Below are 23,829 nucleotides of genomic sequence, written 5' to 3'. Positions count from 1 at the left end.
ACTACTCAAAGCAATCAGCAGGGAGCCGATGTGTCCGCAGTCGCACCCGACGGACGCAAGATGCTGCGCCTGGAGGTCCGGAACGCCCAGACCCCCATCGAGCGCAAGCCCGAGTGGATCAAGACCCGGGCGAAAATGGGTCCCGAGTACACGAAGATGCAGAACCTCGTGAAGAGCGAGGGTCTCCACACGGTCTGCCAGGAAGCCGGCTGCCCGAACATCTACGAGTGCTGGGAGGACCGCGAGGCGACCTTCCTCATCGGCGGCGACCAGTGCACCCGGCGCTGCGACTTCTGCCAGATCGACACCGGCAAGCCCGAGGCGCTCGACCGTGACGAGCCGCGCCGCGTGGGCGAGTCCGTGGTCACCATGGACCTGAACTACGCCACCATCACCGGCGTCGCCCGCGACGACCTGGAGGACGGCGGCGCCTGGCTGTACGCCGAGACGGTCCGCCAGATCCACGCGCAGACCGCCGGACGCGAGGCCGGCCGCACCAAGGTCGAACTGCTCGCCCCCGACTTCAACGCGGTCCCCGAGCAGCTGGCGGAGGTCTTCTCCGCCCGCCCCGAGGTCTTCGCGCACAACGTCGAGACGGTCCCGCGCATCTTCAAGCGGATCCGCCCCGGCTTCCGCTACGAGCGCTCCCTGAAGGTGATCACCGCCGCGCGCGACTACGGCCTGGTCACCAAGTCCAACCTGATCCTCGGCATGGGCGAGACCCGCGAGGAGGTCAGCGAGGCGCTGCGGCAGCTGCACGAGGCCGGCTGCGAGCTGATCACCATCACGCAGTACCTGCGCCCCTCCGTGCGCCACCACCCGGTGGAGCGCTGGGTGAAGCCGCACGAGTTCGTCGAGCTGAAGGACGAGGCCGAGCAGATCGGCTTCTCCGGTGTGATGTCGGGCCCGCTGGTCCGGTCCTCGTACCGGGCGGGCCGGCTGTACCAGATGGCCGTCGAGAAGCGCGGCGCGTACATCGCCACACAAGCCGTCTGACGGAGCGTCAGCGATCGTGCCCCGAATGGGCGCGAGACATGCGTGTGAACTCACGCACAAGTTACTACTGGCCAGTAACGGCCGATTCGACGCGGTCCCGACCGTCCTCGCAGATGAGGGCGCCGTCGGGGCCGCGTCGGCCGTCCGGAGCCCCGCATCAAGGTTTCACGACCGTTTGACCGGTCGGTCATGCCCTGGTAACACCAATCAGTGACGCTGGTGTCACACCACGTAGACCCATGACGAACCCGCAGTAGCCCGAACCCGGATCCCGGTGACCTACCGAGGGGACTTTCCACGATGCAGGCCGCGCCCGTACACGCCACAGCGATTCCGTCCTTCACCGACGCCCTGCGCGCGGTGGAGTCGTTGCTCATGAGCGGTGGTCAGCGCACCGCCCGCCGCAACGCCTGGACCTCCGTGCTGGAGGACCGCCGCCGCGCCAAGGACCGGTCCGAGACCGAGCGCGTCCTCGAGGAGACCCTGTCCGCGCGTTCCTGACGTCCCCGAACGCCCCCTTCCGCCCGCTCTGCGGGCACTGCCGTCGTCGTCGCCCCGAGCGGCACGTAGACTTCGTGGCATGGCGAGGAAGGACAACGCGGCGGACGCCGCGAACCCCGGGCGACTGAAGCAGATCGCTCTGACGTACAAGATGACCCGCAAGGCCGACAAGAAGATCGGTCTTGTACTCGCGGCTGTCGGCATCATCACCTTCGGTGTCTTTCTCGCGATCGGTTTTCTGATCGGTCACCCCATCTATCTCGGCATCCTGGGCCTTCTGCTCGCCATCCTCGCGACGGCGATCGTGTTCGGGCGCCGGGCCGAGCGGGCCGCTTTCGGCCAGATGGAGGGCCAGCCGGGCGCGGCGGCGGCCGTGCTGGACAACATCGGCCGGGGCTGGACCACCACCCCCGCGGTGGCGATGAACCGCAGCCAGGACGTGGTGCACCGGGCGGTCGGCAAGGCCGGCATCGTGCTGGTCGCCGAGGGCAACCCGAACCGGGTGAAGTCCCTGCTGGCCGCCGAGAAGAAGAAGATGAACCGCGTGGTCGCCGACGTACCGGTGCACGACGTGATCATCGGCACCGGCGAGGGCCAGATCCCGCTGAAGAAGCTGCGCACGACCATGCTCAAGCTGCCGCGCGTGCTGACCGGCCCGCAGGTCACCGCGACCACCGACCGGCTGCGCGCGCTGGGCGACCTGATGAGCAACATGCCGCTGCCCAAGGGCCCGATGCCGAAGGGCATGCGCCTGCCGAGGGGCGGCGCGAACGGCCGCTGAGCCACCGCGTACGGATCCCCGTACGACGACCTCCGACGAAGAAGACGAAGAAGGGGCGCCCGGATCACTCCGGGCGCCCCTTCTTGTTCTTGCCGTTCCGGGAAGTCCTAGATGCGCACCTCGACCGTGCGGGCCAGCCGGTCGTGCAGCCCCCGGCCGTCGCGGTCCCAGATCAGGGCCGGTACGGCGACGCACAGCAGGGCGGTGCGCAGCAGGGCGCGCAGCGGGTTGACCGTGCGGGTCTCCAGCGTGATCACCCGCAGCCCGAAGAGGCGCTTGCCGGGGGTGGAGCCGACCGTGCCGACCGTCAGTACGCCCAGGACGAAGAAGACGAGCAGCGTCCAGTTGCCGGTGGTACGGGGGTCATAGCCGTCCGTGACCAGGCTGTATGCGATCAAGAAGCACAGGCCCCAGTCCACCGCGATGGCCCCGAGCCGCCGTCCGGGGCGGGCGATCGAGCCGGGCCCCTCCTCCGGCAGGCCGAGTTGCTCGCCCCGGTATCCGAAGTCGCCGCCCGCTTCTTCCATGGCCGCCCGCGGCCCGGAGAGCCACGATCCGATTGCTTGCCTGTTGTCCACCCGCCCACGGTACTGCGCCCACATATGACCGGGGGACGCCGGGGTGTCCAGGGGCTACGGTGGAACCGGACCCGGTTAACTTCTGCGAAACAAACGGGTCACGCCGGAGAAATCACGCATCCCTAGTGTCGAGGCCACCGTGTGCCACCGCACTGGCCGCACGAACGAACTACCACCCCGGCAGGACGGTCGGGAGTAGGAGGAGCTGGATGTTCCAGAACGCCGACGAGGCCAAGAAGTTCATCGCGGACGAGGACGTCAAGTTCGTCGACGTCCGTTTCTGCGACCTGCCGGGTGTCATGCAGCACTTCTCGCTGCCCGTCGAGGCGTTCGACCCGGACGAGGAGCTCGCCTTCGACGGCTCGTCGATCCGTGGCTTCCAGGCCATCCACGAGTCCGACATGGCGCTGCGCGCGGACCTGTCGACGGCTCGTGTCGACCCCTTCCGCCGGGACAAGACCCTCAACATCAACTTCTTCATCCACGACCCGATCACGGGCGAGCAGTACTCCCGCGACCCGCGCAACGTGGCGAAGAAGGCCGAGGCCTACCTCGCGTCGACCGGTATCGCGGACACCGCGTACTTCGGTCCCGAGGCCGAGTTCTACGTTTTCGACAGCGTGCGGTTCAAGACCTCGGAGAACGAGTCCTTCTACCACATCGACTCCGAGGCCGGCGCCTGGAACACCGGCGCGCTGGAGGACAACCGCGGCTACAAGGTCCGCTACAAGGGCGGCTACTTCCCGACCCCGCCGGTCGACCACTTCGCCGACCTGCGCGCCGAGATCTCCCTGGAGCTGGCGGCCTCCGGCCTCCAGGTCGAGCGCCAGCACCACGAGGTGGGCACCGCCGGCCAGGCCGAGATCAACTACAAGTTCAACACGCTGCTCGCCGCGGCCGACGACCTCCAGCTCTTCAAGTACATCGTGAAGAACGTCGCCTGGCGCAACGGCAAGACCGCGACCTTCATGCCGAAGCCGATCTTCGGTGACAACGGCTCCGGCATGCACGTCCACCAGTCGCTGTGGAGCGGCGGCTCCCCGCTGTTCTACGACGAGGCCGGTTACGCGGGCCTGTCGGACATGGCCCGCTACTACATCGGCGGCATCCTCAAGCACGCGCCGTCGCTGCTGGCCTTCACCAACCCGACGGTGAACTCGTACCACCGTCTGGTCCCGGGCTTCGAGGCGCCGATCAACCTGGTGTACTCGCAGCGCAACCGCTCCGCGGCCATGCGCATCCCGATCACGGGCTCCAACCCGAAGGCCAAGCGCGTCGAGTTCCGCGCGCCCGACTCCTCCGGCAACCCGTACCTGGCGTTCTCCGCGCTGCTGCTCGCGGGCCTCGACGGCATCAAGAACAAGATCGAGCCGGCCGAGCCGATCGACAAGGACCTGTACGAGCTGGCCCCCGAGGAGCACGCGGGCGTGGCGCAGGTCCCGACCTCGCTCCCGGCCGTCCTCGACTCGCTGGAGCGCGACCACGAGTTCCTGCTCGCGGGCGACGTCTTCACGTCCGACCTGATCGAGACGTGGATCGACTTCAAGCGCACGAACGAGATCGCCCCGCTCCAGCTGCGCCCGCACCCGCACGAGTTCGAGCTGTACTTCGACGTGTGATATCGCCCCAGGTCAGAGCGGGTTTCCGCTCTCCTGGGCCGTGTGTGGGCCGTCGGCCGTGCTCTTCCTCCTTTGGAGGGGACACGGCCGACGGCCTTTTTCGGGCCCTGCACCGCGAACGGCTGTCGAGGGCTCACGCCGGGCCGCCGCCCAGGCCGGCGCATCGGCTTCGCCGGAACCGGGGTCGCACCCTGTACGCCGAACGCGGCGTCGATGGCCCGGCGGGCACGGGTCTTGGCTGTTCGGCACCGGGTCACCCCGGACGGCCCCCTCCGGGCGGCGGGACATCGTGCTCCGGCGGAGCGTGACAGGGGGCGGGCCGCGGCGGGCGGGCCGCGGCGACGGCCGGGAGCGGCATGGAACAGCGGGCGGGACAGCGGCTCGGGCCCCGGCGAACGGATGGCGTCCCGGCGACCAGGCCGACCAGGGCCGACCGGTTACGGGCGGCGGGCCGGTACGCGCCGGCCGCGGTGGCCGGCGTGTTCGTCCTCGTCCAACTTATGCTGGTGATCCCGGGGACCGGTCTCGACTGGGACGAGATCGTGTACGTCAGCCAGGTCGAACCGGGCACCCCCACCGCGTACTTCTCCGCGCCCCGGGCCCGCGGCATCAGCTGGCTCGCCGCCCCGGCCACCGTCCTCGCCGACTCCGCGGTCCACCCCGCCGTCCTCCGGATCTACCTCGCCCTTCTCTCCGGGCTCGGCCTGCTGGTCGCCCTGCGCGCATGGCGGCGCCTCCTCCCGGCGACCGTCCTCGGCTGCGCCGGTCTCCTCTTCACCAGTCTCTGGATCACCCTCTACTACGGCCCCCGCGCGATGCCCAACCTGTGGTGCGCGCTGGGTGCCCTCGCCGCGACGGGCTGGTTCCTGCGTGCGACGGGACCGGACCGCGCCACCTGCGCCGGCCGCCGGGCCCTGCTCCTCACCGGTGCCGCCGTGGCGTTCGTCACCGCGATGCGCCCCGGCGACGGCGCCTGGCTGACGCTGCCCCTCACCGCCGCCGCGATCTTGGTACGGCCGTGGCGCCGGGCCCTGCCGGTCCTGGTGCCGCCGGTCGCCTTCGTCGCGGGGGCGGCCCCCTGGCTGACAGAGGCGTACATCTCGTACGGCGGACCGCTCGCCCGCCTGGAGCGCGCCGGGGAGATCCAGGGCGACATGGGTCTGCGCCTCGCCGTCGACGACCAACTGCGCAGCCTCACCGGGCGCACCCTCTGCCGCCCCTGCGAAGTGCCGTGGAGCCACCCCTGGACGGCCACGTGGTGGCTCGCACTGCCGGTGCTCACCGCCATCGGGGTACGGTGCGCCCGCCGCGCCGGGCGAGGACCCGCCGCCCTTCTCGCGGTCGCCGTCGCCGGCTGCCTCTCCGTGACGTACCTGTTCACCATCGACTACGCCGCCCCCAGATTTCTACTGCCCGCGTACGCGCTGCTCGCCCTCCCGGTCGCCGAGGGCGTCGTCGCGGGAGCCAGGGCGGTCACCGGAGCCGGGACGGCCGGTCCGGCACAGCACGGCCGACGGTGGTGGCGGGCCGCGGCGGGCGTGGCGCTCGCGGCGGCCGCCCTCGGGCATCTCGCCGTCCAGTACGCCGTCCTCGCCCAGACCGGGGAGCGCAGCCGCCGCCAGCACCGGGAACTGACCGCGGCCGCCGCCGATCTGCGCCGCCACGGAGTGCGCCCGCCCTGTGTGATCACCGGCGGTGACTACGTCCCCGTCGCCCACTACACCGGCTGCTCCTCGCGCCAGCCCGGCGGCCACGACGCGAGCATCACCAACGGCCAACTGCTCGCCCTGGGGCGGACGATGCCGCTGGTCGTCCTCAGCACACCCGGCCGACCCCGGCCCGCTGCCGCCCGAGGCCTCACCTCGGTCACGCTCCCCGGCGGCCGGGTGGCCTGGCTTCCCGCGCCGGAGCGTGAACCGGCGGCCGAGGAACACGGCCGCCCACCCTCACCCGCCGAGCGGTGACGAGCACGCCGGCGCCCGCCAGGACCACGTCCGGTCCGCCCAGCCCATGCGACGCCCCCGCCACTCGGTCGTCCGTCCCAGGACGCCCTAGCCGGCAGCAGCGCCCCCGGAACCGCACAGATTGCGAATAGGGGACGGTCGGGCATCGGGCCGCGCCTCTCGGCTTCGACGTGTGACCGGTCCCGGCCGGGGTCCGGTCGGTGGGTGATCTGTCCGGTGGCGCCCCGTCTCCCGTTCGTGCGGGAGGTGGGGCGCCGTCGTCCGTTCGGCCTTGCGTACAACCTTTCGGGTCCCGCAGGCTTCCTAAAGGGAGGGGAGATCCTCCCCGGCGTTTTTCGGAGGCAGGAAGAGGCAACGGGGATGTCCGAGCACAACGACTTCGAGCACGAGTTCGATCACCGGTGGGTGAACGCGGCCGAGCACAAGGAGCCCTCGGCGCGGGCCCGGATGCTCGCCGCGCGCTGGAAGGACAACCCTCCGGAGCCGGTCCCGTTCCGCGCGGACCCCGGACCGGCCGGACCCCGGCGCTCGTCGTGGAGGTCCACCGTCATGGTGTTCGGCTGCGTGCTGGCCGTGATCCTGCTGCTGGGTTACGCGAGCCTGCGCTCCCCCTGATCCCGGTCCGGTCTTTGCGGCTTCTGGAGCAGTCCGCAACCGCCTCTTGGGCGGGGCCAGGTGCACACTGAAGTCAGGTACGAGTGCCTGACTGCGGGGTGAGGCAGATGCAGAGCCGATTCCGGAGCGACCGGCGCCTGACCGTACGGATGACGGTCACGCTGTTCCTGCTCGGACTGCTGTACGTGGCGTTCGCCGCCGCGCTGATCGTGTTGCTGAAGTCGTGGGTCCTGGTCGTCGTCATCGCCGCAGGCGCGCTCGCCGCCCAGTACTGGTTCTCCGACCGGATCGCGATGTACGCGATGCACGGCCGGGTCGTGGAGCGGGAGGAGTATCCCGAGCTGCACGCCGTGGTCGACCGGCTGTGCGCGATGGCGGACATGCCCAAGCCGGTGGTCGCGGTCTCCCGGCTGGAGATGCCGAACGCGTTCGCGACCGGCCGCAACGCCGACCACGCGGTGATCTGCGTGACCACCGGTCTGCTGCGGCGGCTGGAGCCCGCGGAGCTGGAGGGCGTCCTGGCGCACGAGCTGTCGCACGTGGCGCACAAGGACGTCGCCGTGATCACCGTGGCGTCCTTCCTCGGCGTGATCGCGGGCCTGATCGTGCGGTTCGCCTTCTACTCGGAGCTGTTCGGCGGGCGGGGCCGCAAGGACCAGAACACCCTGGTCGTGTTCGGTGTCGTGATGGGGGTGTCGGCGGCGGTGTACGCGCTGAGCTTCCTGCTGATCAGGGCCCTGTCCCGGTACCGGGAGCTGGCCGCCGACCGGTCCGCCGCGCTGCTGACCGGGCGGCCCTCGGCGCTGGCCTCAGCGCTGACGAAGGTCACCGGCGACATCGCCCGGATCCCGACCGAGGACCTGCGTACGGCCCAGGCGTTCAACGCGTTCTACTTCACCCCCGCGCTGGGCGCCGGGCCCGCTCTGACCAAGCTGTTCTCCACCCACCCGAGCCTGGAGCAGCGGCTCGAACAGCTGGGGCGGATCTCCGCCGAGCTGGGCGAGGCCGCGGTGCCCGGGAAGACGGGCTGAACATGGGGCTGCTGGACATCCTGCTCGGCCGCACGAAGGCGGTCGCCCCCGATCTCGACCGGCTGTTCGCGCTGCCGTCGGCGGCGGTGACCCTGGAGGCGGCGGCCGGGTACACGCCGACCGGGCAGGGGGCGGTGTGCTTCGCCACGGTCGAGGGCGCGGCCTTCGAGCAGACGCACCGCGAGGTGCAGGCCCTGCTGGACGCGGACACCGACCGCACCGGCCCCCCGGTCCGGCTGACGCAGGACGGCTACGGCTACTCCTGGCTGGTCTCCGCCCGCGCCCCCGGTGAACTGCCCCTCCTGGTCAACGACCTGCACGCGGTGAACACGTCGATGGAGGCCAACGGCTTCGGGCCGCAGCTGCTGTGCTCGCTGGTGAGCTTCGAGAAGCGCGGCCAGGACCCGGAACGCGCACTGGCCCTGGTGTACCTGTACAAGCGCGGCACGTTCTATCCGCTGTGCACGCTGCCCGGCTCGCACCGGCGCGACAACGCGCTGGAGCTCCAGGTGGCCGCCCTGCTGGAGAACGACCTGCGGGTGGAGAAGGACAAGTCCCGGTGGTTCCCGCTCTGGGACGCACCGGGCCTGTGAAGGGGCGCCCCCCGGCCGGTGACGGCCGGGGGGCGCTGGACGTGTGTCCGTCTCAGGGCCGGTCTCAGGTGCCCCGGTCCTGGCGGCGAGCCTCGAAGGGACGCTCACGACGGTAGCGGCGCTCCCACTTGGCCTGCTGGTCACGGCGGGCCCGGTACGCCTTGTAGGTGGCGGGCGGCGCCGGTGCCGCGGGAGTGCCGGTGCCCGGGGCGGACGCCGAGGTCGAGCTCCGTCCGTACCGCAGGTACAGCAGGAGCAGCGCGGCGGCGGCCAGCCACCAGACGTGGTCTGTGAACCCGAGGACCACCAGGGCGACGGCTCCGGCCATGACGATGCTGTTCATGTTGGGCCCCCTCTCCGGGTCCGTGCCCGTACCCCGTGCGGGGAACGAGCGGTGGGTGTCGGCCGATCGACGATGACGCACTCAGCGTATCGATCCGCTCACACGGAGTGCATCTCCTTTTCCCCGCCCTGGAGTTCGCGGCCGACGGGGGCGGCCGCGCCGCAGCCGAAGGCGGCGGAACCCGCACCCCGGACGGGTGCGCCGTGCGTGAATGAGCGCATGAGCGAGATCGTCTCCACCACACACGACACCGTCTCCACCACACACGACATCGACTCCTTCACCCACGACACGGACGGCGAACGGCTGAGCGGGGTGTACGGCGGGGCCAAAGAAGGTGGCCCGGACCGAGCCACCGTCGTCCTGCTGCACGGGGCCGGTTCCGGCAGCAAGGAGCGGCTCGTGCCGCTCCTCGCGGAGTTCGCCTCCCGCGGGTGCCGCGCCCTCGCCTTCGACTTCTCCGGACACGGCGACAGCACGGGCACTATGGCGGAGCTGAGCCTGCGCCGGCGCTTCGAGCAGGCCGTGGCCGTGATCGACGCCTACGCCCCGGGGGACGCCCCGCTGGTGCCGGTCGGGTTCAGCATGAGCGGGCAGACGGTGGCCGACCTCGCCGCGCACTACGGGGACCGGGTGGCGGCGCTGGGGCTGTGCGCCCCGGCGGTGTACGCGGCAAAGGCGTGGGAGGTGCCGTTCGGGGACGGCACCGGCCGCTTCAGCGAGATCATCCGTACGCCCGGCAGCTGGCGCGACTCCCCCGCGCTCGACGTGCTGCGCGCGTTCCCGGGCCGGGCGGTGCTCGCGGTCCCGGGCGAGGACGCGGTCATCCCGCCGGCGGTGACGCGGGCCGTGCAGGACGCGCTGGCGGCCCGCGCCCGCTTCACCCGCCTCGACCTGCCCGGCGCGGACCACCGGCTGGGCCTTCGGCTGCGGGACCACGCGCCGGACCGCCGTGCCCTGGTGGACGCCGTGCTGTCCGGGGCCGCCTGACCGGGCCCCGGTCAGCGCTCCGGTGCGGCCCGCACCACGCCGGCCGCCACGGCGGCGACCAGGCCGGCGTGATCGGCGGCGGTCCGGTCGGCGTAACCCGTCGCGAAGTCGGCGACCGACCGGTCGAAGGTGTCGGCGGAGCCGAGGTAGGAAGCGATGGCGATGCGGTCGCCGGAGCGGGCGTGGGCGCGGGCCAGGGCGGTGCCGCACAGCCGGGCGTACCGGCGCAGGGCGGCCGGGCTCGCGCCGACGACGTTCGCCGTGCTCTTCGTGTCGCGCAGCTGACGCCAGTAGAAGGCGCGGCCCTGCGGCCCGGTCGTCCAGCCCAGGAAGATGTCCCCCGCGGCCTGGAGCAGCCGCTGTCCCGCGACGACCCGGTGGCCGTGGTGAACGTAGGGCCCGCTGGGCAGATGCCGTTCCAGTACGGATTCCCTGGCCTCCTTGATCTGGAGGAACAGCGGGTCGTCGTCGTCCGTTCCGGCGAGCAGTACGAGGAAGCAGCGGGTGCCGACGCTGCCGACGCCGACGGCCTTGCGTGCCGCGTCGACGAAGCGGTAGCGGTCCAGGAGCAGCCGGCGTCCCTCCGAGAGGGTGGAGCGGTAGTCGCTGAAGATCTTGCGGAGCGCGGCCGCGTCGGAGGGGCCGACGGACTCCAGGAAGGGCGGGTCCTGGATGATGCGCCGTCGGCCGTCGACGACCTCGGTCAGTCTGCCGAGGGCGTGGAGGCTGGTGCGGCGGCGGGCGCGGGTGAGGCTGGACTCCAGACGGCGGCGCCTGCCGTCCCGGACCAGGGGCAGCAGCAGGTCGGCCGGAATCCGCTCGTACCAGGCGGCGAGTTCACCGAGCCGGGCCAGTCGTCGCATGGCGGTGTGGTAGCCGGCCGCGGCCGCGATGGCGGCCTGGCGGACCTTCGGTTCGGGGTGCCCGTTCTCCCGGGCGGCGACGGCCACGGAGGCGGCGAGCCGTTTGACGTCCCATTCGAAGGGGCCGGGGAACGTCTCGTCGAAGTCGCCGAGATCGAACAGCAGGGTGCGTTCCGGGGAGGCGTACAGGCCGAAGTTGAGCAGGTGGGCGTCGCCGCACAGCTGGACGGTCAGACCGGTGTGCGGCTGGGCGGCGAGGTCGCCGGCCATGACCGCGGCCGCCCCGCGCAGGAAGTCGAGCGGGGAGGTGGTCATCCGCCCGTACCGGACCGGCAGCAGCTCCGGCAGCCGGTCGCGGCCCTGCCGTTCCAGTACGGCGACGGGGTCGGGCCGTTCGACCGAGGGCAGCCACAGGCCGTGCGCGGAGCGCGCCACGTACTTGCGGGCGTCCTTGCCGCGCTGGGCGCGGTCGGCCGGGCTGGTCACGGCCCGGCCTCCTGCCGTGCCGCCCGCGGAGCGGGTGTGGTGCCCGGGATCGCCGCCCGCGTCCGCCGTGGTCTGCCGTACTGCCTCATCGCACCTCCCAGCCGGACCGCACCCCCGTGAGGGCAGTCAAGGCGCCGGGCGCGCGGGCCGCACGCCCGGCGACGCGATCGTGTGAGGGGCCGGTCCGGGCCCGGTTGTCAGTGGCGTCGGCGAGGATGTCCGCAGGGACGGCGGTGCACGCACGGGCGGAGGTCGGCATGGGCGGCGGACGGCGGTACATCGACGGTGCGGAGCGACGGGCGCGGCTGGCGCTGCGCCACCGGCTGGCGGGCGCGGCGCGCGCGACGGCCCCCGAGGACGTGGCCCGCTCCCTGGTCGCCCTGCACGGCAGCGACCCGGCGACGGTGTATCTGGCGGTGGGGGCGCGGCTGACGGATCCGGCGGCCACGGTCGACGCGACCGACCGGGCCCTGTACGAGGACCGTGCCCTGGTGCGGATGCACGGGATGCGGCACACGGTGTTCGTCTTCCCCGCCGCGCTGACCGCGGTCGTGCACGCCTCGACCGGTCTCGACGTGGCCGCCCGGGAGCGGGCGTCGCTGCTGAAGGACATGGCGAAGGCGGGCGCGCCGGACGCGGCCTGGCTGCGGGAGGTCGAGGAGTCGGCGCTGGCCGCACTGGCCCGGCGCGGGCAGGCGACGGCCGCCGAACTCGCCCGGGAGGAACCCCGGTTGCGGGAGAAGTTCGTGTACGCGGCCGGGAAGAGCTACGAGGGTGTCCACACCGTCTCGACCCGGCTGCTGAGGGTGCTGGGGGTGGAGGGGAAGGTGGTCCGGGGGCGTCCGCTGGGTTCGTGGACGTCCAGCCAGTTCCGCTGGGCCCCGGCCCCCGAGCATCCCGAGCTGGACGCCGCCGAGGCCCGGGCGGACCTGTTGCTGCGCTGGCTGACGGTCTGCGGGCCGGCCACCGAGGCGGACCTGAAGTGGTGGACGGGGTGGCGGGTCACGGACGTCCGGCGGGCGCTGGCCTCGATCGGGGCGCGGGAGGTGGAGCTGGACGAGGGCACGGGGTACGTCACCGAAGGCGACGACGGTCCCGTGGCCGGGCCCGGTGAGCCGTGGGCGGCGCTGCTGCCCGCGCTCGACCCGACGGCCATGGGCTGGCAGCAGCGGGACTGGTACCTGCCGCCCGAGCTGCGTCCGCCGCTGTTCGACTACAGCGGGAACATCGGGCCGACGGTGTGGTGGAACGGGCAGGTGGTGGGGGGCTGGGCACAGCGCCCGGACGGGGAGATCGTCTGGCGGGTCCCGCCTGCCGGGGGCGGGGTGGGCCGGGAGGCCGAGGCGATGATCGCGGCGGAGGCGGAGCGGCTGCAGGGGTGGGTGGGGGCGACCCGGGTGACCCCCCGCTTCCGGACACCGATGGAACGCGAGCTGGCGGGGTAGGCCCGGGGGCCGGGGCCCGAGGTCAGGGTGTGGCCCGGCGGGCCCGGGTGGGCGAGAGCCGGGGGCCGGGCGGCGGCCGGGCGGCGGCCGGGCGGCGGCCGGGAACGGCAGCCCCCGACGCCGGGCGGGAACCGCGGGCCGCTCGCGGACGGCGCCGGACAGGAAAGGGGCTGCTCGCGGACGACGCCGGGCGGGAACCGCGGACCGTTCACGGACGGCGCCGGACAGGAAAGGGGCCGTTCACGGACGGCGCCGGGCGCGGTCGTGGGGACCGGCCCGGCGCCCTCGTTCACCTCGAGTAACGCATCAGCGCCCGCACCATGTGGCACGTGGTGTCCGACGGAGGGTGGACGCCGATCTGTTCGGCCGCGCTCCGTATCGTCTCGTCGGAGGCCTGGTTCGGGACGTAGACGCCGGAGTCGAGCAGGGCGATGGCGAGGCGCATCGCCTTGAGCCGGCGGTTGTGCGTGACGTACCACGCGCGCGGACGTCCGGCCGGCAACGGCCGCTTCAGGACCGGTTCGTAGGGCAGGTCGAGCAGGACGGGACGCTTCGCGGTGGACTGGGTGGGCAACGGCTTCAGTGCGGCAGCGGGCACAGGCATCCTCCTGTCGCGATCAGGGTGTCCCCTCCGGAGTTCGGCCACCCCGGCGACACCCTCGAACACTGCTTCTATTCTACCGCCCGGCACTGACAAACGCCCCTGGCCACAAGGGTTTTCGGGGCCTCCGGGGCCCTTGTGGGAGACGAGTTCTCCCGTACCGTGGGGGCCATGGAAATCTGGATCAATCCGGCCTGCTCCAAGTGCCGCAGCGCCCTCACCCTGCTCGACGCCGAGGGCGCCGAGTACACCGTCCGCCGCTACCTCGACGACGTGCCGACCGAGGACGAGATCAGGGCCGTACTGGACCGCCTCGGCCTCGAACCGTGGGACATCACGCGCACCGAGGAGGCCGCCGCCAAGGAGCTCGGCCTCAAGGAGTGGGCACGCGACTCCGATACGCGCGAGCAGTGGATCGCGGCGCTCGCCGGGCATCCGAAGCTCATCCAGCGCCCGATCATCACCGCGGACGACGGCACGGCGGTCGTGGCCCGTACCGAGGACGCCGTACGGGAGGCGCTGTCCCGGACCAAGGAGTGAGGCGGCCCCCGGCCCGCGATGCGCCTCGATGCGCCTCGGTGCCCGAACTGGCGTGTGACGCAGGCCACTTGAATCACCCCGGTAACCGTTGAGTAACGCCGTTCGGTATCTCGTACATAGCGACGTAGCACCCCCTACCCCTCAGGAGGCGCGGATGTCGCGCAGGAGAACACTCGGCCCGAAGAAGTCGATCGCGCTGCTCGTCGGTGCCGCGGCCGTGGCGGGAGGCGGCGCCTTCGTCATGGCGAACACCTCGAACGCCGCGCAGTCGCCCAAGGCCCTGTCCGCCGGGGACTCGACGGTCTGCCTGGGGCTCGCCACCGCCATCGGCAACAACCAGGCGTTCATCGCCGGCCAGCGGGCCAACCCGGACGCGCAGTCCGCGGCCCGGATCGCCAACCGCGAGGCGGTCATCGCTCAGATCCAGGTGCAGCAGAAGGCGTCCGGATGCACGGTTGGGGAGTCGGCTCAGGGCTCCCAGCCTGCTCAGACCGCCCCTGCGCAGACCGCCCCCGCGGGCAACGCGGGCGCCGCCGGGAACACGGGTAACGCCGGGAACACGGGTAACGCCGGTAACGCCGGTAACGCCGGTAACGCCGGCGGTGGTGCCGCCGCCGGCCAGCAGGTCTGCAACGGCTCCACGGTCACCCTCTCGGGCGAGGGCGGCGCTCCGGCGGCGTCCAGCAACCAGTTCCCCTCGGGCACGAAGCTGAAGGTCACCAACCTGGACAACAACAAGTCCACGACGGTGACGGTCACCTCGGTCTCCGGCAGCTGTGTCCTGCTCAACAACGCCGCTTTCGAGCAGGTCCGTGAGCCCGGCAAGTTCCTGATCCGCCGGGCCGTGATCCAGAAGGTGGGGTGAAGCCGGACGCGGGAGGGAACCCCTGAGGCGGCGCCCCATGTGAGGGGGCACGGCGTGCCGCAGCGGGTGGCGGGAGAAACCTGACAGGATCCCCGTCCCGACGCTGCGGCAGCGCGCCGGCCCGGTTCGCCGCCTCGTACGTGTCACCGGTCCTGCTGCTCCCCGCCAGGAGCAGCAGGACCGGGCGCGTCCGGGCCCCGCCGCGCGTCCGGCGCGGGGCGCAGGCCGGTCACCGGCCTCGTGGACGGGAAGGCCGGCGACCGTGTGGGAGTGACGGTCGGCGGCCGTACGGAAGTGACCGCAGACGGCCGTGCGGGAATGAGCGCAGGCGGCCGATCCGGAACGACGGCAGGGGCCGCACGGGAGTGACGGCAGGCGGCCGGGACGCCGCGGTCCGGGTCACACCCATCGCATACGAGACCGGGCCCCGGCCCGGCTCCAGCGCGTTCCGGGGGCGCGAACCGCGAACCGCACACCCGGGGCCTCCCACCGAGTGAATCGCGCCACATCATGGCCAGGTAACACGGGGTTCACAATCGAGCAATGATCGGGAAATCGGCCGTTGGCAGTCTGCCGGGCATCAGGTGCGGCGCCCCAGTGCCGCAGCACCCGCAGCACCCGCAGCACCCGCAAGTGCGCCTAAGACCCACCCCGAAGGATGTGGCCCGTGAGCTTCAAGGCTGAGTACATCTGGATCGACGGCACCCAGCCGACGGCCAAGCTCCGTTCCAAGACGAAGATCCTGGCCGACGACGCCAAGGGCGCCGAGCTGCCGATCTGGGGCTTCGACGGGTCCTCCACCAGCCAGGCCAAGGGCCACGCCTCCGACCGCGTACTCAAGCCGGTCTTCACCTGCCCCGACCCGATCCGCGGCGGCGACGACGTCCTCGTGCTGTGCGAGGTCCTCGACATCGACATGACGCCGCACGAGTCGAACACGCGTGCCGCGCTGGCCGAGGTGGCCGAGAAGTTCGCCGCCCAGCAGCCGATCTTCGGTATCGAGCAGGAGTACACCTTCTTCGACGGCCCGCGTCCGCTGGGCTTCCCCGAGGGCGGCTTCCCGGCCCCCCAGGGCGGCTACTACTGCGGTGTCGGCGCGGACGAAATCTTCGGCCGTGACATCGTCGAGGCGCACCTGGAGAACTGCCTCAAGGCGGGCCTGGGCATCTCCGGCATCAACGCCGAGGTCATGCCCGGCCAGTGGGAGTTCCAGGTCGGCCCGCTGTCCCCGCTGGAGGTCTCCGACCAGCTGTGGGTGGCCCGCTGGCTGCTCTACCGCACCGCCGAGGACTTCGGCATCTCCGCGACCCTCGACCCCAAGCCGGTCAAGGGCGACTGGAACGGCGCCGGTGCGCACACCAACTTCTCCACGAAGGCGATGCGCGAGGGCTACGACGCGATCATCACCGCGTGCGAGTCGCTCGGCGAGGGCTCCAAGCCGCTCGACCACGTCAAGAACTACGGCGCCGGCATCGACGACCGCCTGACCGGTCTGCACGAGACCGCCCCGTGGAACGAGTACTCGTACGGTGTCTCCGACCGTGGCGCCTCGGTCCGCATCCCGTGGCAGGTCGAGAAGGACGGCAAGGGCTACATCGAGGACCGCCGCCCGAACGCCAACGTCGACCCGTACACGGTGACGCGTCTGATCGTCGACACCTGCTGCTCCGCGCTGGAGAAGGCCGGCCAGGTCTGATCCCCCCGCCTTCACCGAAGGGGCGCCCGACATCATGTCGGGCGCCCCTTCGGCATGTTGGGCGTCCGGGCGGTGAGAGAGACCTCCTGCCGCGCCGGTGCGTCTGCTTCAATGGTCCTATGGCCAGCCCCCAGAAGCACTCCGCGACAGGTCGCCATGACCTCGAGCCCTTCTGGCCTTCCCGTCAGCACCACGACTTCGACCGGGTGTGTTGTCGCGCGACGAACGCGCGGGCCCTCTAAAGCCGTACACCTGCGGTCTTCGGCCGGCGCGCACGACGTACGTCCTCGACGAACTCCTCGCGCGAAAGAGCTGACCTTTCATGGCGACCACGCATTCTCTGCCCACCTCCCCCCTCACCTCCTCCCCCGGTCCCGCACGGCACCGGCTGCGGGCCGTCGACCGGGACGAGGTCGTCGACATGACGGACCTCCTGCCGCCGGGCGCCACCTGGCTGCCCGCCCCGCAGCACACCCTGCCCGCCCTGCCGGGCCGGCCCGCGATGGTCGGCTACCTGGTCCTGGTCCCGGCCGACCGGGAGCCGCCGTTCCTGCCCGTGGCACTGCCCGACGGACCCCAGGCCGCCGAGCCGGCCGCCCCGGCCCCGGGCGAGCCACTGGTGCGCATCGACACCGCACAGCGCATCGCGCAGGTGAGCGGGCGTGAACTCGACCTCACCTACCTGGAGTTCGAACTCCTCGCCCATCTGGTCGCGCACCCCAACCGGGTGCACACCCGGGACCATCTGGTCAGCACGGTGTGGGGCTACGGCCATGTGGGCGACGGCCGTACCGTCGACGTCCACATCGCCCGGCTGCGCCGCAAGCTGGGCGCCGAGCACCGCAGGTCGATCCAGACCGTCCGCCGCGTCGGCTACAAGTACTCCCCGCCGATCGCGCGCTGAGCTTCGCCCGGAGCGGACCGGGGACCGGGAGGCGACGGTGTTCGACCGGGAGGCGACGATGTTGGACCGGGGGCGGCAGCCGGCCGTCCCCGGCCTCTCTGATCCGGGTAACTACCTGCGTTGATGGGAGAGTTGGGGCGGGATTGCGTCACGGTTCTCTCATGAATTTCTGAGATGTTTGAACACCCCTGGGACCGTCTCCGTATGGATGGGAGCCGCTTCACTCCTGTCGGGCGCCTCGATGCTGCCCCGCAAGGAAGTCAGAGGAGTTCCATGGGACGCAATACACGTAAACGCCGTTCGTCGATGGCCACGAAGGCCATAGCCGCATCGGCGGCCCTAGCGCTCGGTGGGGGCGGGCTGATCTGGGCGAACTTCTACGCTTCGGCGCATGAGTCGAACAACAAGGGGTGGAACCAGACCAAGGCCGCCGCGGCCTCGCAGGCCGCGACCATCTCCTGCCCGGACGTCGGCCAGAAGCTGACCAACGTGCCGGCGCAGGCCCGCAACGATGTGAGCGGCGAACTCAGCAATCTCGACCGCCAGATCACCGAGGCCTACCAGCGTCTGGCCACCACCCGGGACGCCCAGGCGCGGGATGCCAGCTTCGTCCAGAACAGCATCCTCCAGCCCCTCCAGGACCGGCGGAAGAACATCTTCGACCGCATCCGGCTGGAGATCACCCGGGTCGGCGGGACCGCGCCGGCCGACCTGGACACCCTGATCAACTGCACCGCCACCCCGGCCAGCCAGACCAACGCGGGCGGTGGCCAGGCCAACAACGGCGGGCAGGCGAACAACGGCGGCCAGGCCAACAACGGCCAGACCGCCAACCCCAGCCAGAGCGCCCCCGCTAACAACGGCGGCCAGGCCAACAACGGCGGTCAGGCCGGCAACGGCGGTCAGACGGGCAACGGCGGTCAGGCCGGCAACGGTCCGAACGCGGCCGACTTCGTGGACATCACGAAGGTCCAGGCGAACGTCCCCGCGAAGCCCCGCCGGACGGGCCAGGCCTCGACCGGTACGTTCACCACGCGGTGCGGTGTCAACGCCAACGGCAGCCACAACACCGACAACGTGATCGTGGCGCCCGGCGTGACCAACGGCGCGCACCACCTGCACGACTACGTCGGCAACCAGACGAACGACGCCTTCGCCAACAACGACACGTTCGCGAAGGGCGAGTCCACCTGCCAGAACCAGCAGGACAAGTCGTTGTACTACTGGCCCGTGCTGCGTCTGCAGAACGGCACGCAGGACTTCGACCAGAACAACGACGGCGGCGGCAAGGAAGGCAACGTCGGCAAGGTCCTGGTCGCCAGGCAGGCCCAGATCAAGTTCGTCGGCAGCCCGACCAGCAAGGTCGTCGCGATGCCGCAGTTCCTGCGGATCATCACCGGTGACGCCAAGACCACCACCAACGGTCTGGCGAACGCCAACGCGCACTGGAGCTGCACCGGCTTCGAGAACAAGGTGCAGCTGACGACGCAGTACCCGATCTGCCCCAGGGGCAGCAGCGTGGTCCGCACCTTCGCGTTCCAGAGCTGCTGGGACGGCCAGAACATCGACAGCGCCAACCACCGTACGCACGTCGCCTTCGCCGACGCCAACGGCAACTGCGCCAACGGCTTCAAGGCGATCCCCCAGCTGACGATGCGCCTGGTGTACGACGTTCCGGCCCCGGTCCTCCAGAACGGCCAGGTCAAGAACCCCTACGCCGTGGACGGCTTCCCGGAGCAGCTCCACAAGCCCTCCACCGACCACGACGACTTCATCAACGTGATGTCGGCGGCCCAGAACACCAAGCTCGCCAACTGCATCAACCGCGGTCAGCGCTGCCAGTAACGCTACGGCGCTAGCGCGGCATAAAGAACCGGCGGTGGGATCTCCCACCGCCGGTTCTTCGTGCGTCCCGCCGGTTCTTCGTGCGTCCGGGGGACCCGGGGCGTGGTCAGTGACCGGTGTGCGCCCCGTGGTCGACGCCCTGCTCGATGTCCCCGCCGAGGGTGTCGCGCAGTGCCGCGACCGTGCTGTTCTCGCCCACGGCCACCCACTTGCGGCCGACCAGGTAGTGACCGCCGTAGTCCTTGGCGGAGTTGATCCACTCGCGCTGCCCGCGGTCGGTGGCGAAGGTGGCCAGGATGAACTTGCCGGCGGCGACCTTGCACACCGCCTGGCGGATCTCGTCGGCGTCGGTCTGCATGTCGGGCGTGCACTTCACCTCGGCGGCCAGGTGCTCCAGGCTGCCGGTCGCCGTCGCCGGCACCGCCGCCTTCGTGTCCGTGTCCGTGGCGGTGCTGCAGCCCGCGAGCACCAGCGCCGCCACGGCGGCGGCCGCCGCGAGCATGGGTCGGGTCACCTTCATCTGTCCTCCCTGCAAGAGCCTCGTCCTGGATACGGCTGCGGCGCGCGGCGCGCTCAAACGAGGTCCAGGATGCCCGAAACCGGCCACCACTCCTCGCGCGTACGTGCGAAGGTGGGCGGATGAACCACGACTGGAACGACCGGGTGAGCGCGGCATGGGCCCGCTTCGACGACTACGCCGAGCAGGACGCGGCCGACTTCCGGGCCCTGATCGACGCGCTCGTCGCCGAACTGCCCGAGGGCAGCCCGCTGGGCCCGTTCGAACGGGCCTGCGCCTGGGACTCCACGGGACACTCGGACCGGGCCGTCCCCCTGTACCGGGAGGCGCTGGCGCTCGGCCTCGACGGCTACCGGGGCCGCCGGGCCCGCATCCAGCTGGCGAGCTCCCTGCGCAACATCGGCCGGGCCGAGGAGGGCGTCGCACTGCTCACCCCCGAACTGGAAGGCCCGTCGGACGAGTTGGATGACGCCGTACGCGCGTGTCTGGCGCTGTGCCTGTCCAGCCTCGGCCGGGACCGCGAGGGCCTCTCCCTCGTCCTGGGCGCCCTGGCCCCGCATCTGCCGCGCTACCAGCGGTCGATGGGCAACTACGCACGGGCACTGGTCGAACCGCGGGCCTGACGCACGGGCCGCGCGACGCACGGCAGGCACCGCGCGCACGGCAGACACGGCGAGCACGGCGGGCACTGCGGGCACGGCAGGCACGGCGCGCACGGCGCGCACGGCCGGCACGACGGGCGCGGCGGCCACGGCGGGCCGCCGAAGCGGTGACCAACCATCGATTCGCTCGTTCTGCTGAACGTGCAGTCACAGCATGTCGCCCCGCGCCCCCCATCGTCCGCCACCGACGTCGACGTCGAGCAGGCCGAGGCCGCGCTCGTCGAGCACTATCCGCGACTCGTCCGGCTCGCCTATCTGGTGCTGCCGCCCGGCCTGGGCCGCGGCCGGCGGGTCCTGACCGCGCACGCCCTCGTCCAGCGTGCGCTGCCCGGCAGGCGCGCGTCCGGGCCCGCCGTCCCGGCCCAGTCGAAGGGCCGGGACGGCGACCCGGGTTACGCCTTCGTCCGCCGCCAGGTCGTGCGTACGGCGCTGAAGGCGGGACTACCGCTGCGCCGCGCGGCCTGGCCCAGGCGCTCCCAGCTGCCGCCGCTGCTGCCCCAGGTGTGGGGACTGCGCCTGTTCCCGCGGTCGGGCGGCGCCGAGGAGCTCGCCCTGGACCAGCGGCTGGCGGCGCTGTCCGGACCGGCCCGCGCCGCCCATGTGCTGCGCGGTCTGGAGCGGCTCCAGGACGGCGCCGTGCTCAGGGTGCTGAGGTCGGCGGGGGTGGCCGACCCGGACGCCGCGCTGCGCGAGGCCGACACCGTCCCCGCGCAGTACGCGCTGTTCGAGTCGCCCGCGTTCGACCCCTGCGCGCTCCAGGCCCGGCCGACCGATCTGATGCGCCGCCGCCGGCACTCCCGGGCCGTGCTGGCCGCGGCCGCCGCGCTCGCGGTGTGCGGCGCGCTGGTGGCCCTGCCGGGCGGCGGCTGGGGCCCCGACGGTGCCGCCGCCCCGCCGTACGCGCGCAATCCCGCGGCCGAGGCGGCCCTGGACCCCGGCAGGCTGCTCCGGGTCGCGCCGGCCGCGTGGAAGTCGTCCAGCCGCACCGACTTCTCCGTGTGGCCCGCCCGTGGCGCCCTGGCCGGCGACAGCGCTCTGCTGCGCCGCGCCCTCGCCGTCTGGGCGCGGCCCGGCGAGAACGTCCGGGTCTCCGGTACCCCCGGCACCCTCACGGGCGGCCCGGCCGGACCGCCCCAGCTGCTGTACGCGGGCCCGGTCGACAACGCGCGCGTGGTGATCCTGTACGACGGTCTGCGCATCGCCCGTTACGCCGAACCGAAGGACGGCACGCAGGGCGCCGCCCTCGACTTCGCGCGGGTCGACGGCGCGACGGCCGTCGAGGCGGGCGCGGTGGTCCTCGGCCGGTCCGACGGCAACGTGCGTTATCTGACCGCGCCGTGGGTGACGAAGGCGGCCGAGCGGGACCTGACGAAGCCCTCGGCCGGCGCGATGGACCTCGGCCTGACCGGCGGGATCACCGCGCCGCTGGCCAGCCCGGCCGCCCAGACCGACAGCTGCACCTCGTGGAACGTGCTCCAGCTGACCGGCGTCGAGGGCACCAGCCTGCTGACGGACCTCGGCGAACTGGTGCCGGCCCGGCTGACCACCGGGAAGCCGACCGCGCCGCACGAGGCGACCGGGGCGAAGTCGCTGAGCGCCTGGGCGCCGTTCGCGTGCTCGCTGGCCGACGCCCGGGCGTCGGGCGTGCGGTCGGTGAACGCCTGGCAGTACGCCGAGCAGTCGCTGCCGGACGCGAGCGGCACGGCCGCCTGGGTGTGCACCAGGGCCGAGACCTGGCGGGGCGACGGGCCCCGGGTGCTGGCCCAGTTCCACACCCCGGGCGGGACGTACGGCGCGATCGCGGCGCGGGCACAGGACGTGCCGGCGTGCGGCGCCCGCGATCCGCACGTGCTGGCGGGCGTGCTGTGGAAGTCGCAGACCGGCTCCTGGTACCTGCTGGCCGCGGGCAGCCGGGACACCGCGTCGATCCGTACGACGGGCGGGGTCCACGCGAGCACCCGGGGCAGCCTGCTGGCGGCGCGCACGACGGACGGCGCGCAGGCCGGACTGGAGGGAACCCTGAAGGACGGAAGGCCGGTCAGCGGGCTGAGGTGAGGAGGAGGCCCTCGCCCACGCCGACACGGGCGGGAAGTGGGCGACCGGTGTGGGAATGGTGAACATCCGCGGCAGGACCGGTCCGTTCGGGTCCGGTCGCTGTCGGTAAAGTGTCCGTATGACTACCGGGGTTCGCCGCAGAATGGGAGTCGACGAGCGACGGCAGCAGCTGATCGGTGTCGCCCTCGACCTGTTCAGCCGCCGCTCGCCCGACGAGGTCTCGATCGACGAGATAGCGGCGGCCGCAGGCATCTCGCGGCCGCTGGTCTACCACTACTTTCCCGGCAAACTCAGCCTCTACGAAGCGGCGTTGAAGCGTGCCGCGGAGGACCTGTCGGCCCGGTTCGCCGAACCGCACGAGGGTCCGCTCGGGGCGCGGCTGCTGCGGGTGATGCGCCGGTACTTCGACTTCGTGGACGAGCACGGGCCGGGCTTCTCGGCCCTGATGCGCGGCGGCCCGGCGGTCCCCGCGGGCGAGTCCCGTCCGATGAGCCATGTCTCGGCCACCAACGCCCTCATCGACTCCGTACGGCAGGCCGCGTACGAGCAGATCCTGGCGCATCTGGGGGTCACGGACCCGCCCGCGCGGCTGGAGCTGGTGATCCGCTCCTGGATCTCGCTCGCCGAGTCGACCGCGCTGATCTGGCTGGACGGCCGGCGCATCCCGCGGGCGGAGCTGGAGATCCAGCTGGTGCACGACTTCGCGGCGCTCACCGCCGTGAGCGCCGCGTTCGACGACGGGATGCGCAGGCTGCTGCGGCCGATGCTGGAGAACGAGCCGGCCGACGGCCCGTTCAGCGACCTGGCGACCCGGCTGATCGCCCTGGCCGCCGAACCCGAGCGCGAGCCCGAACCCGGCCCGGGGGCCTGAGCCCCCGGTGCCGGATCAGCTGTCCTCGAACTTGCGGTAGGACGGGTCGAGGTCGCGCACCTCGGCGGAGGCGTGCAGGGCCAGGCCCGCGGCGGGCTTCACGTACTGACGCAGCAGTTCGAGCGCGGTCTCGGTGAGCCGGGCCTTGGTCTCCTCGGTGCGGCCGGCCAGCAGGGCGATGTGGACGTGCACGACGGCATGCCCCTCGGCCTCCGGGCCGACCACGTCGTCCGCGGTCCGGCGGAAGCGCGTCTTGCAGGCCGGCGGCTTCGCGGCGGCGATCTCGACGGTGGCGGTGTGCAGGGCCCGTGCGAATCCGGGCCGGTCGAAGTCGTCCGCGAGCCGGTCCGAGTAGTCGACGGTGATCTGCGGCATGGAGCACTCCTGTTCTGGGGCGACTGTTCCGGGCGGCTGTTCCGGGGCGCCGGAACGACCCTAACCGCACGCCCCGCCCGCCTCCAGCCGCTG

The 23,829-nt window shown here is 72.1% G+C and carries 25 protein-coding genes; 18 read left to right on the top strand and 7 right to left on the bottom strand.

The window, feature by feature from the left end; genetic code table 11:
* Window positions 1–30: 30 nt before the first annotated feature.
* The 3 genes from lipA to ACZ7OY_RS04505 all read left to right on the top strand — a co-directional run bounded on the left by lipA (window position 31) and on the right by ACZ7OY_RS04505 (window position 2,278).
* Window positions 31–996: a lipoyl synthase gene (gene lipA, locus ACZ7OY_RS04515; protein ID WP_162468769.1), complete on the top strand. Its 966-nt coding sequence runs from the start codon at window positions 31–33 to the stop codon at window positions 994–996.
* Window positions 997–1,296: 300 nt separating this feature from the next.
* A complete protein-coding gene (locus ACZ7OY_RS04510) occupies window positions 1,297–1,497 on the top strand; it encodes an SCO2195 family GlnR-regulated protein (protein ID WP_351605087.1) in 201 nt (66 codons plus the stop codon).
* 79 nt (window positions 1,498–1,576) lie between these two features.
* Window positions 1,577–2,278, top strand: a complete 702-nt coding sequence (locus ACZ7OY_RS04505; RefSeq protein ID WP_351605090.1) for a DUF4191 domain-containing protein — start codon at window positions 1,577–1,579, stop codon at window positions 2,276–2,278.
* Window positions 2,279–2,385: 107 nt separating this feature from the next.
* On the opposite strand, the gene ACZ7OY_RS04500 is transcribed toward ACZ7OY_RS04505, so the two are convergent.
* Entirely contained in the window at window positions 2,386–2,856 is a 471-nt protein-coding gene (locus ACZ7OY_RS04500; RefSeq protein ID WP_375980287.1) for an RDD family protein, read from the bottom strand.
* Between the two features lie 209 nt (window positions 2,857–3,065).
* On the opposite strand from ACZ7OY_RS04500, the gene glnA reads away from it, so the two are divergent.
* The 5 genes from glnA to pspAB all read left to right on the top strand — a co-directional run bounded on the left by glnA (window position 3,066) and on the right by pspAB (window position 8,678).
* Window positions 3,066–4,475, top strand: a complete 1,410-nt coding sequence (gene glnA / locus ACZ7OY_RS04495; protein WP_152889348.1) for a type I glutamate--ammonia ligase — start codon at window positions 3,066–3,068, stop codon at window positions 4,473–4,475.
* A gap of 500 nt (window positions 4,476–4,975) precedes the next feature.
* Window positions 4,976–6,439 (top strand): hypothetical protein, encoded by a 1,464-nt coding sequence (locus ACZ7OY_RS04490; protein WP_471909984.1) that lies wholly within the window; start codon window positions 4,976–4,978, stop codon window positions 6,437–6,439.
* A 360-nt stretch (window positions 6,440–6,799) separates the two neighbouring features.
* Entirely contained in the window at window positions 6,800–7,054 is a 255-nt protein-coding gene (locus ACZ7OY_RS04485; RefSeq protein WP_471909983.1) for an SCO2583/SCO2584 N-terminal domain-containing protein, read from the top strand.
* A gap of 107 nt (window positions 7,055–7,161) precedes the next feature.
* Window positions 7,162–8,085 (top strand): zinc metalloprotease HtpX, encoded by a 924-nt coding sequence (gene htpX, locus ACZ7OY_RS04480; RefSeq protein ID WP_471909982.1) that lies wholly within the window; start codon window positions 7,162–7,164, stop codon window positions 8,083–8,085.
* Window positions 8,086–8,087: 2 nt separating this feature from the next.
* Window positions 8,088–8,678 carry a PspA-associated protein PspAB gene (pspAB, locus tag ACZ7OY_RS04475; RefSeq protein ID WP_471909981.1) on the top strand — a complete coding sequence of 197 codons (591 nt, stop codon included), beginning with the start codon at window positions 8,088–8,090 and terminating at the stop codon, window positions 8,676–8,678.
* 64 nt (window positions 8,679–8,742) lie between these two features.
* On the opposite strand, the gene ACZ7OY_RS04470 is transcribed toward pspAB, so the two are convergent.
* Window positions 8,743–9,021: a hypothetical protein gene (locus ACZ7OY_RS04470; protein WP_471909980.1), complete on the bottom strand. Its 279-nt coding sequence runs from the start codon at window positions 9,019–9,021 to the stop codon at window positions 8,743–8,745.
* Window positions 9,022–9,119: 98 nt separating this feature from the next.
* Window positions 9,120–9,242, bottom strand: a complete 123-nt coding sequence (locus tag ACZ7OY_RS04465; RefSeq protein ID WP_471909979.1) for a hypothetical protein — start codon at window positions 9,240–9,242, stop codon at window positions 9,120–9,122.
* On the opposite strand from ACZ7OY_RS04465, the gene ACZ7OY_RS04460 reads away from it, so the two are divergent.
* Complete coding sequence (locus ACZ7OY_RS04460) at window positions 9,241–10,011, top strand: alpha/beta hydrolase (RefSeq protein ID WP_471909978.1); 771 nt, start codon at window positions 9,241–9,243, stop codon at window positions 10,009–10,011. The two genes, ACZ7OY_RS04465 and ACZ7OY_RS04460, sit on opposite strands and share 2 nt — an antisense overlap.
* 11 nt (window positions 10,012–10,022) lie before the next feature.
* Here the strand turns inward: ACZ7OY_RS04460 and ACZ7OY_RS04455 are convergent, their stop codons facing one another.
* Entirely contained in the window at window positions 10,023–11,360 is a 1,338-nt protein-coding gene (locus tag ACZ7OY_RS04455) for a DUF2252 domain-containing protein (RefSeq protein ID WP_471909977.1), read from the bottom strand.
* Between the two features lie 257 nt (window positions 11,361–11,617).
* Between ACZ7OY_RS04455 and ACZ7OY_RS04450 the strand changes: the two genes are divergently transcribed.
* Window positions 11,618–12,805 (top strand): winged helix DNA-binding domain-containing protein, encoded by a 1,188-nt coding sequence (locus ACZ7OY_RS04450; protein WP_471910373.1) that lies wholly within the window; start codon window positions 11,618–11,620, stop codon window positions 12,803–12,805.
* Between the two features lie 289 nt (window positions 12,806–13,094).
* Here ACZ7OY_RS04450 and ACZ7OY_RS04445 read toward each other — a convergent pair whose 3' ends face one another.
* Window positions 13,095–13,403: a hypothetical protein gene (locus ACZ7OY_RS04445; RefSeq protein ID WP_471909976.1), complete on the bottom strand. Its 309-nt coding sequence runs from the start codon at window positions 13,401–13,403 to the stop codon at window positions 13,095–13,097.
* Between the two features lie 174 nt (window positions 13,404–13,577).
* Between ACZ7OY_RS04445 and ACZ7OY_RS04440 the strand changes: the two genes are divergently transcribed.
* The 5 genes from ACZ7OY_RS04440 (at window position 13,578) to ACZ7OY_RS04420 (ending at window position 19,256) form a co-directional block, all read left to right on the top strand.
* Window positions 13,578–13,946, top strand: coding sequence for an arsenate reductase family protein (locus ACZ7OY_RS04440; protein WP_471909975.1), 369 nt, complete (start codon window positions 13,578–13,580; stop codon window positions 13,944–13,946).
* Window positions 13,947–14,100: 154 nt separating this feature from the next.
* Window positions 14,101–14,811, top strand: coding sequence for a hypothetical protein (locus ACZ7OY_RS04435; protein WP_471909974.1), 711 nt, complete (start codon window positions 14,101–14,103; stop codon window positions 14,809–14,811).
* Between the two features lie 667 nt (window positions 14,812–15,478).
* Complete coding sequence (gene glnII / locus ACZ7OY_RS04430; RefSeq protein ID WP_351605133.1) at window positions 15,479–16,507, top strand: glutamine synthetase; 1,029 nt, start codon at window positions 15,479–15,481, stop codon at window positions 16,505–16,507.
* 322 nt (window positions 16,508–16,829) lie between these two features.
* Entirely contained in the window at window positions 16,830–17,411 is a 582-nt protein-coding gene (locus ACZ7OY_RS04425; RefSeq protein ID WP_471909973.1) for a winged helix-turn-helix domain-containing protein, read from the top strand.
* A 273-nt stretch (window positions 17,412–17,684) separates the two neighbouring features.
* The gene (locus ACZ7OY_RS04420) at window positions 17,685–19,256 is read left to right on the top strand and encodes a DUF1996 domain-containing protein (protein WP_471909972.1); all 1,572 of its coding nucleotides are present in this window, start codon (window positions 17,685–17,687) and stop codon (window positions 19,254–19,256) included.
* A 106-nt stretch (window positions 19,257–19,362) separates the two neighbouring features.
* On the opposite strand, the gene ACZ7OY_RS04415 is transcribed toward ACZ7OY_RS04420, so the two are convergent.
* Window positions 19,363–19,776, bottom strand: coding sequence for a hypothetical protein (locus ACZ7OY_RS04415; RefSeq protein ID WP_471909971.1), 414 nt, complete (start codon window positions 19,774–19,776; stop codon window positions 19,363–19,365).
* 119 nt (window positions 19,777–19,895) lie between these two features.
* Here ACZ7OY_RS04415 and ACZ7OY_RS04410 point away from each other — a divergent pair, with 119 nt between their 5' ends.
* From ACZ7OY_RS04410 to ACZ7OY_RS04400, 3 genes are all read left to right on the top strand, one after another.
* Window positions 19,896–20,396, top strand: a complete 501-nt coding sequence (locus ACZ7OY_RS04410; protein ID WP_471909970.1) for a tetratricopeptide repeat protein — start codon at window positions 19,896–19,898, stop codon at window positions 20,394–20,396.
* 180 nt (window positions 20,397–20,576) lie between these two features.
* Window positions 20,577–22,490: a hypothetical protein gene (locus tag ACZ7OY_RS04405; RefSeq protein ID WP_471909969.1), complete on the top strand. Its 1,914-nt coding sequence runs from the start codon at window positions 20,577–20,579 to the stop codon at window positions 22,488–22,490.
* Window positions 22,491–22,608: 118 nt separating this feature from the next.
* Entirely contained in the window at window positions 22,609–23,361 is a 753-nt protein-coding gene (locus ACZ7OY_RS04400) for a TetR/AcrR family transcriptional regulator (protein WP_471909968.1), read from the top strand.
* A gap of 15 nt (window positions 23,362–23,376) precedes the next feature.
* Here ACZ7OY_RS04400 and ACZ7OY_RS04395 read toward each other — a convergent pair whose 3' ends face one another.
* The gene (locus ACZ7OY_RS04395; RefSeq protein ID WP_471909967.1) at window positions 23,377–23,736 is read right to left on the bottom strand and encodes a 5-carboxymethyl-2-hydroxymuconate Delta-isomerase; all 360 of its coding nucleotides are present in this window, start codon (window positions 23,734–23,736) and stop codon (window positions 23,377–23,379) included.
* Window positions 23,737–23,829 lie beyond the last annotated feature (93 nt).

It is taken from the genome of Streptomyces sp. NPDC107559 (assembly GCF_055657365.1).
This window is presented reverse-complemented; position numbering and strand designations above follow the sequence as displayed.

What these genes read in the sequence shown, in the direction of transcription:
- ACZ7OY_RS04510 (WP_351605087.1), top strand. Translation starts at nt 1,297, where the DNA reads ATGCAGGCCGCGCCCGTACACGCCACAGCGATTCCGTCCTTCACCGAC.
- ACZ7OY_RS04505 (WP_351605090.1), top strand. Translation starts at nt 1,577, where the DNA reads ATGGCGAGGAAGGACAACGCGGCGGACGCCGCGAACCCCGGGCGACTG.
- glnA (WP_152889348.1), top strand. Translation starts at nt 3,066, where the DNA reads ATGTTCCAGAACGCCGACGAGGCCAAGAAGTTCATCGCGGACGAGGAC.
- ACZ7OY_RS04490 (WP_471909984.1), top strand. Translation starts at nt 4,976, where the DNA reads ATGCTGGTGATCCCGGGGACCGGTCTCGACTGGGACGAGATCGTGTAC.
- ACZ7OY_RS04485 (WP_471909983.1), top strand. Translation starts at nt 6,800, where the DNA reads ATGTCCGAGCACAACGACTTCGAGCACGAGTTCGATCACCGGTGGGTG.
- htpX (WP_471909982.1), top strand. Translation starts at nt 7,162, where the DNA reads ATGCAGAGCCGATTCCGGAGCGACCGGCGCCTGACCGTACGGATGACG.
- pspAB (WP_471909981.1), top strand. Translation starts at nt 8,088, where the DNA reads ATGGGGCTGCTGGACATCCTGCTCGGCCGCACGAAGGCGGTCGCCCCC.
- ACZ7OY_RS04470 (WP_471909980.1), bottom strand. Translation starts at nt 9,021, where the DNA reads ATGAACAGCATCGTCATGGCCGGAGCCGTCGCCCTGGTGGTCCTCGGG.
- ACZ7OY_RS04460 (WP_471909978.1), top strand. Translation starts at nt 9,241, where the DNA reads ATGAGCGAGATCGTCTCCACCACACACGACACCGTCTCCACCACACAC.
- ACZ7OY_RS04465 (WP_471909979.1), bottom strand. Translation starts at nt 9,242, where the DNA reads ATGCGCTCATTCACGCACGGCGCACCCGTCCGGGGTGCGGGTTCCGCC.
- ACZ7OY_RS04450 (WP_471910373.1), top strand. Translation starts at nt 11,618, where the DNA reads ATGGGCGGCGGACGGCGGTACATCGACGGTGCGGAGCGACGGGCGCGG.
- ACZ7OY_RS04440 (WP_471909975.1), top strand. Translation starts at nt 13,578, where the DNA reads ATGGAAATCTGGATCAATCCGGCCTGCTCCAAGTGCCGCAGCGCCCTC.
- ACZ7OY_RS04435 (WP_471909974.1), top strand. Translation starts at nt 14,101, where the DNA reads ATGTCGCGCAGGAGAACACTCGGCCCGAAGAAGTCGATCGCGCTGCTC.
- ACZ7OY_RS04425 (WP_471909973.1), top strand. Translation starts at nt 16,830, where the DNA reads ATGGCGACCACGCATTCTCTGCCCACCTCCCCCCTCACCTCCTCCCCC.
- ACZ7OY_RS04420 (WP_471909972.1), top strand. Translation starts at nt 17,685, where the DNA reads ATGGGACGCAATACACGTAAACGCCGTTCGTCGATGGCCACGAAGGCC.
- ACZ7OY_RS04415 (WP_471909971.1), bottom strand. Translation starts at nt 19,776, where the DNA reads ATGAAGGTGACCCGACCCATGCTCGCGGCGGCCGCCGCCGTGGCGGCG.
- ACZ7OY_RS04410 (WP_471909970.1), top strand. Translation starts at nt 19,896, where the DNA reads ATGAACCACGACTGGAACGACCGGGTGAGCGCGGCATGGGCCCGCTTC.
- ACZ7OY_RS04400 (WP_471909968.1), top strand. Translation starts at nt 22,609, where the DNA reads ATGACTACCGGGGTTCGCCGCAGAATGGGAGTCGACGAGCGACGGCAG.
- ACZ7OY_RS04395 (WP_471909967.1), bottom strand. Translation starts at nt 23,736, where the DNA reads ATGCCGCAGATCACCGTCGACTACTCGGACCGGCTCGCGGACGACTTC.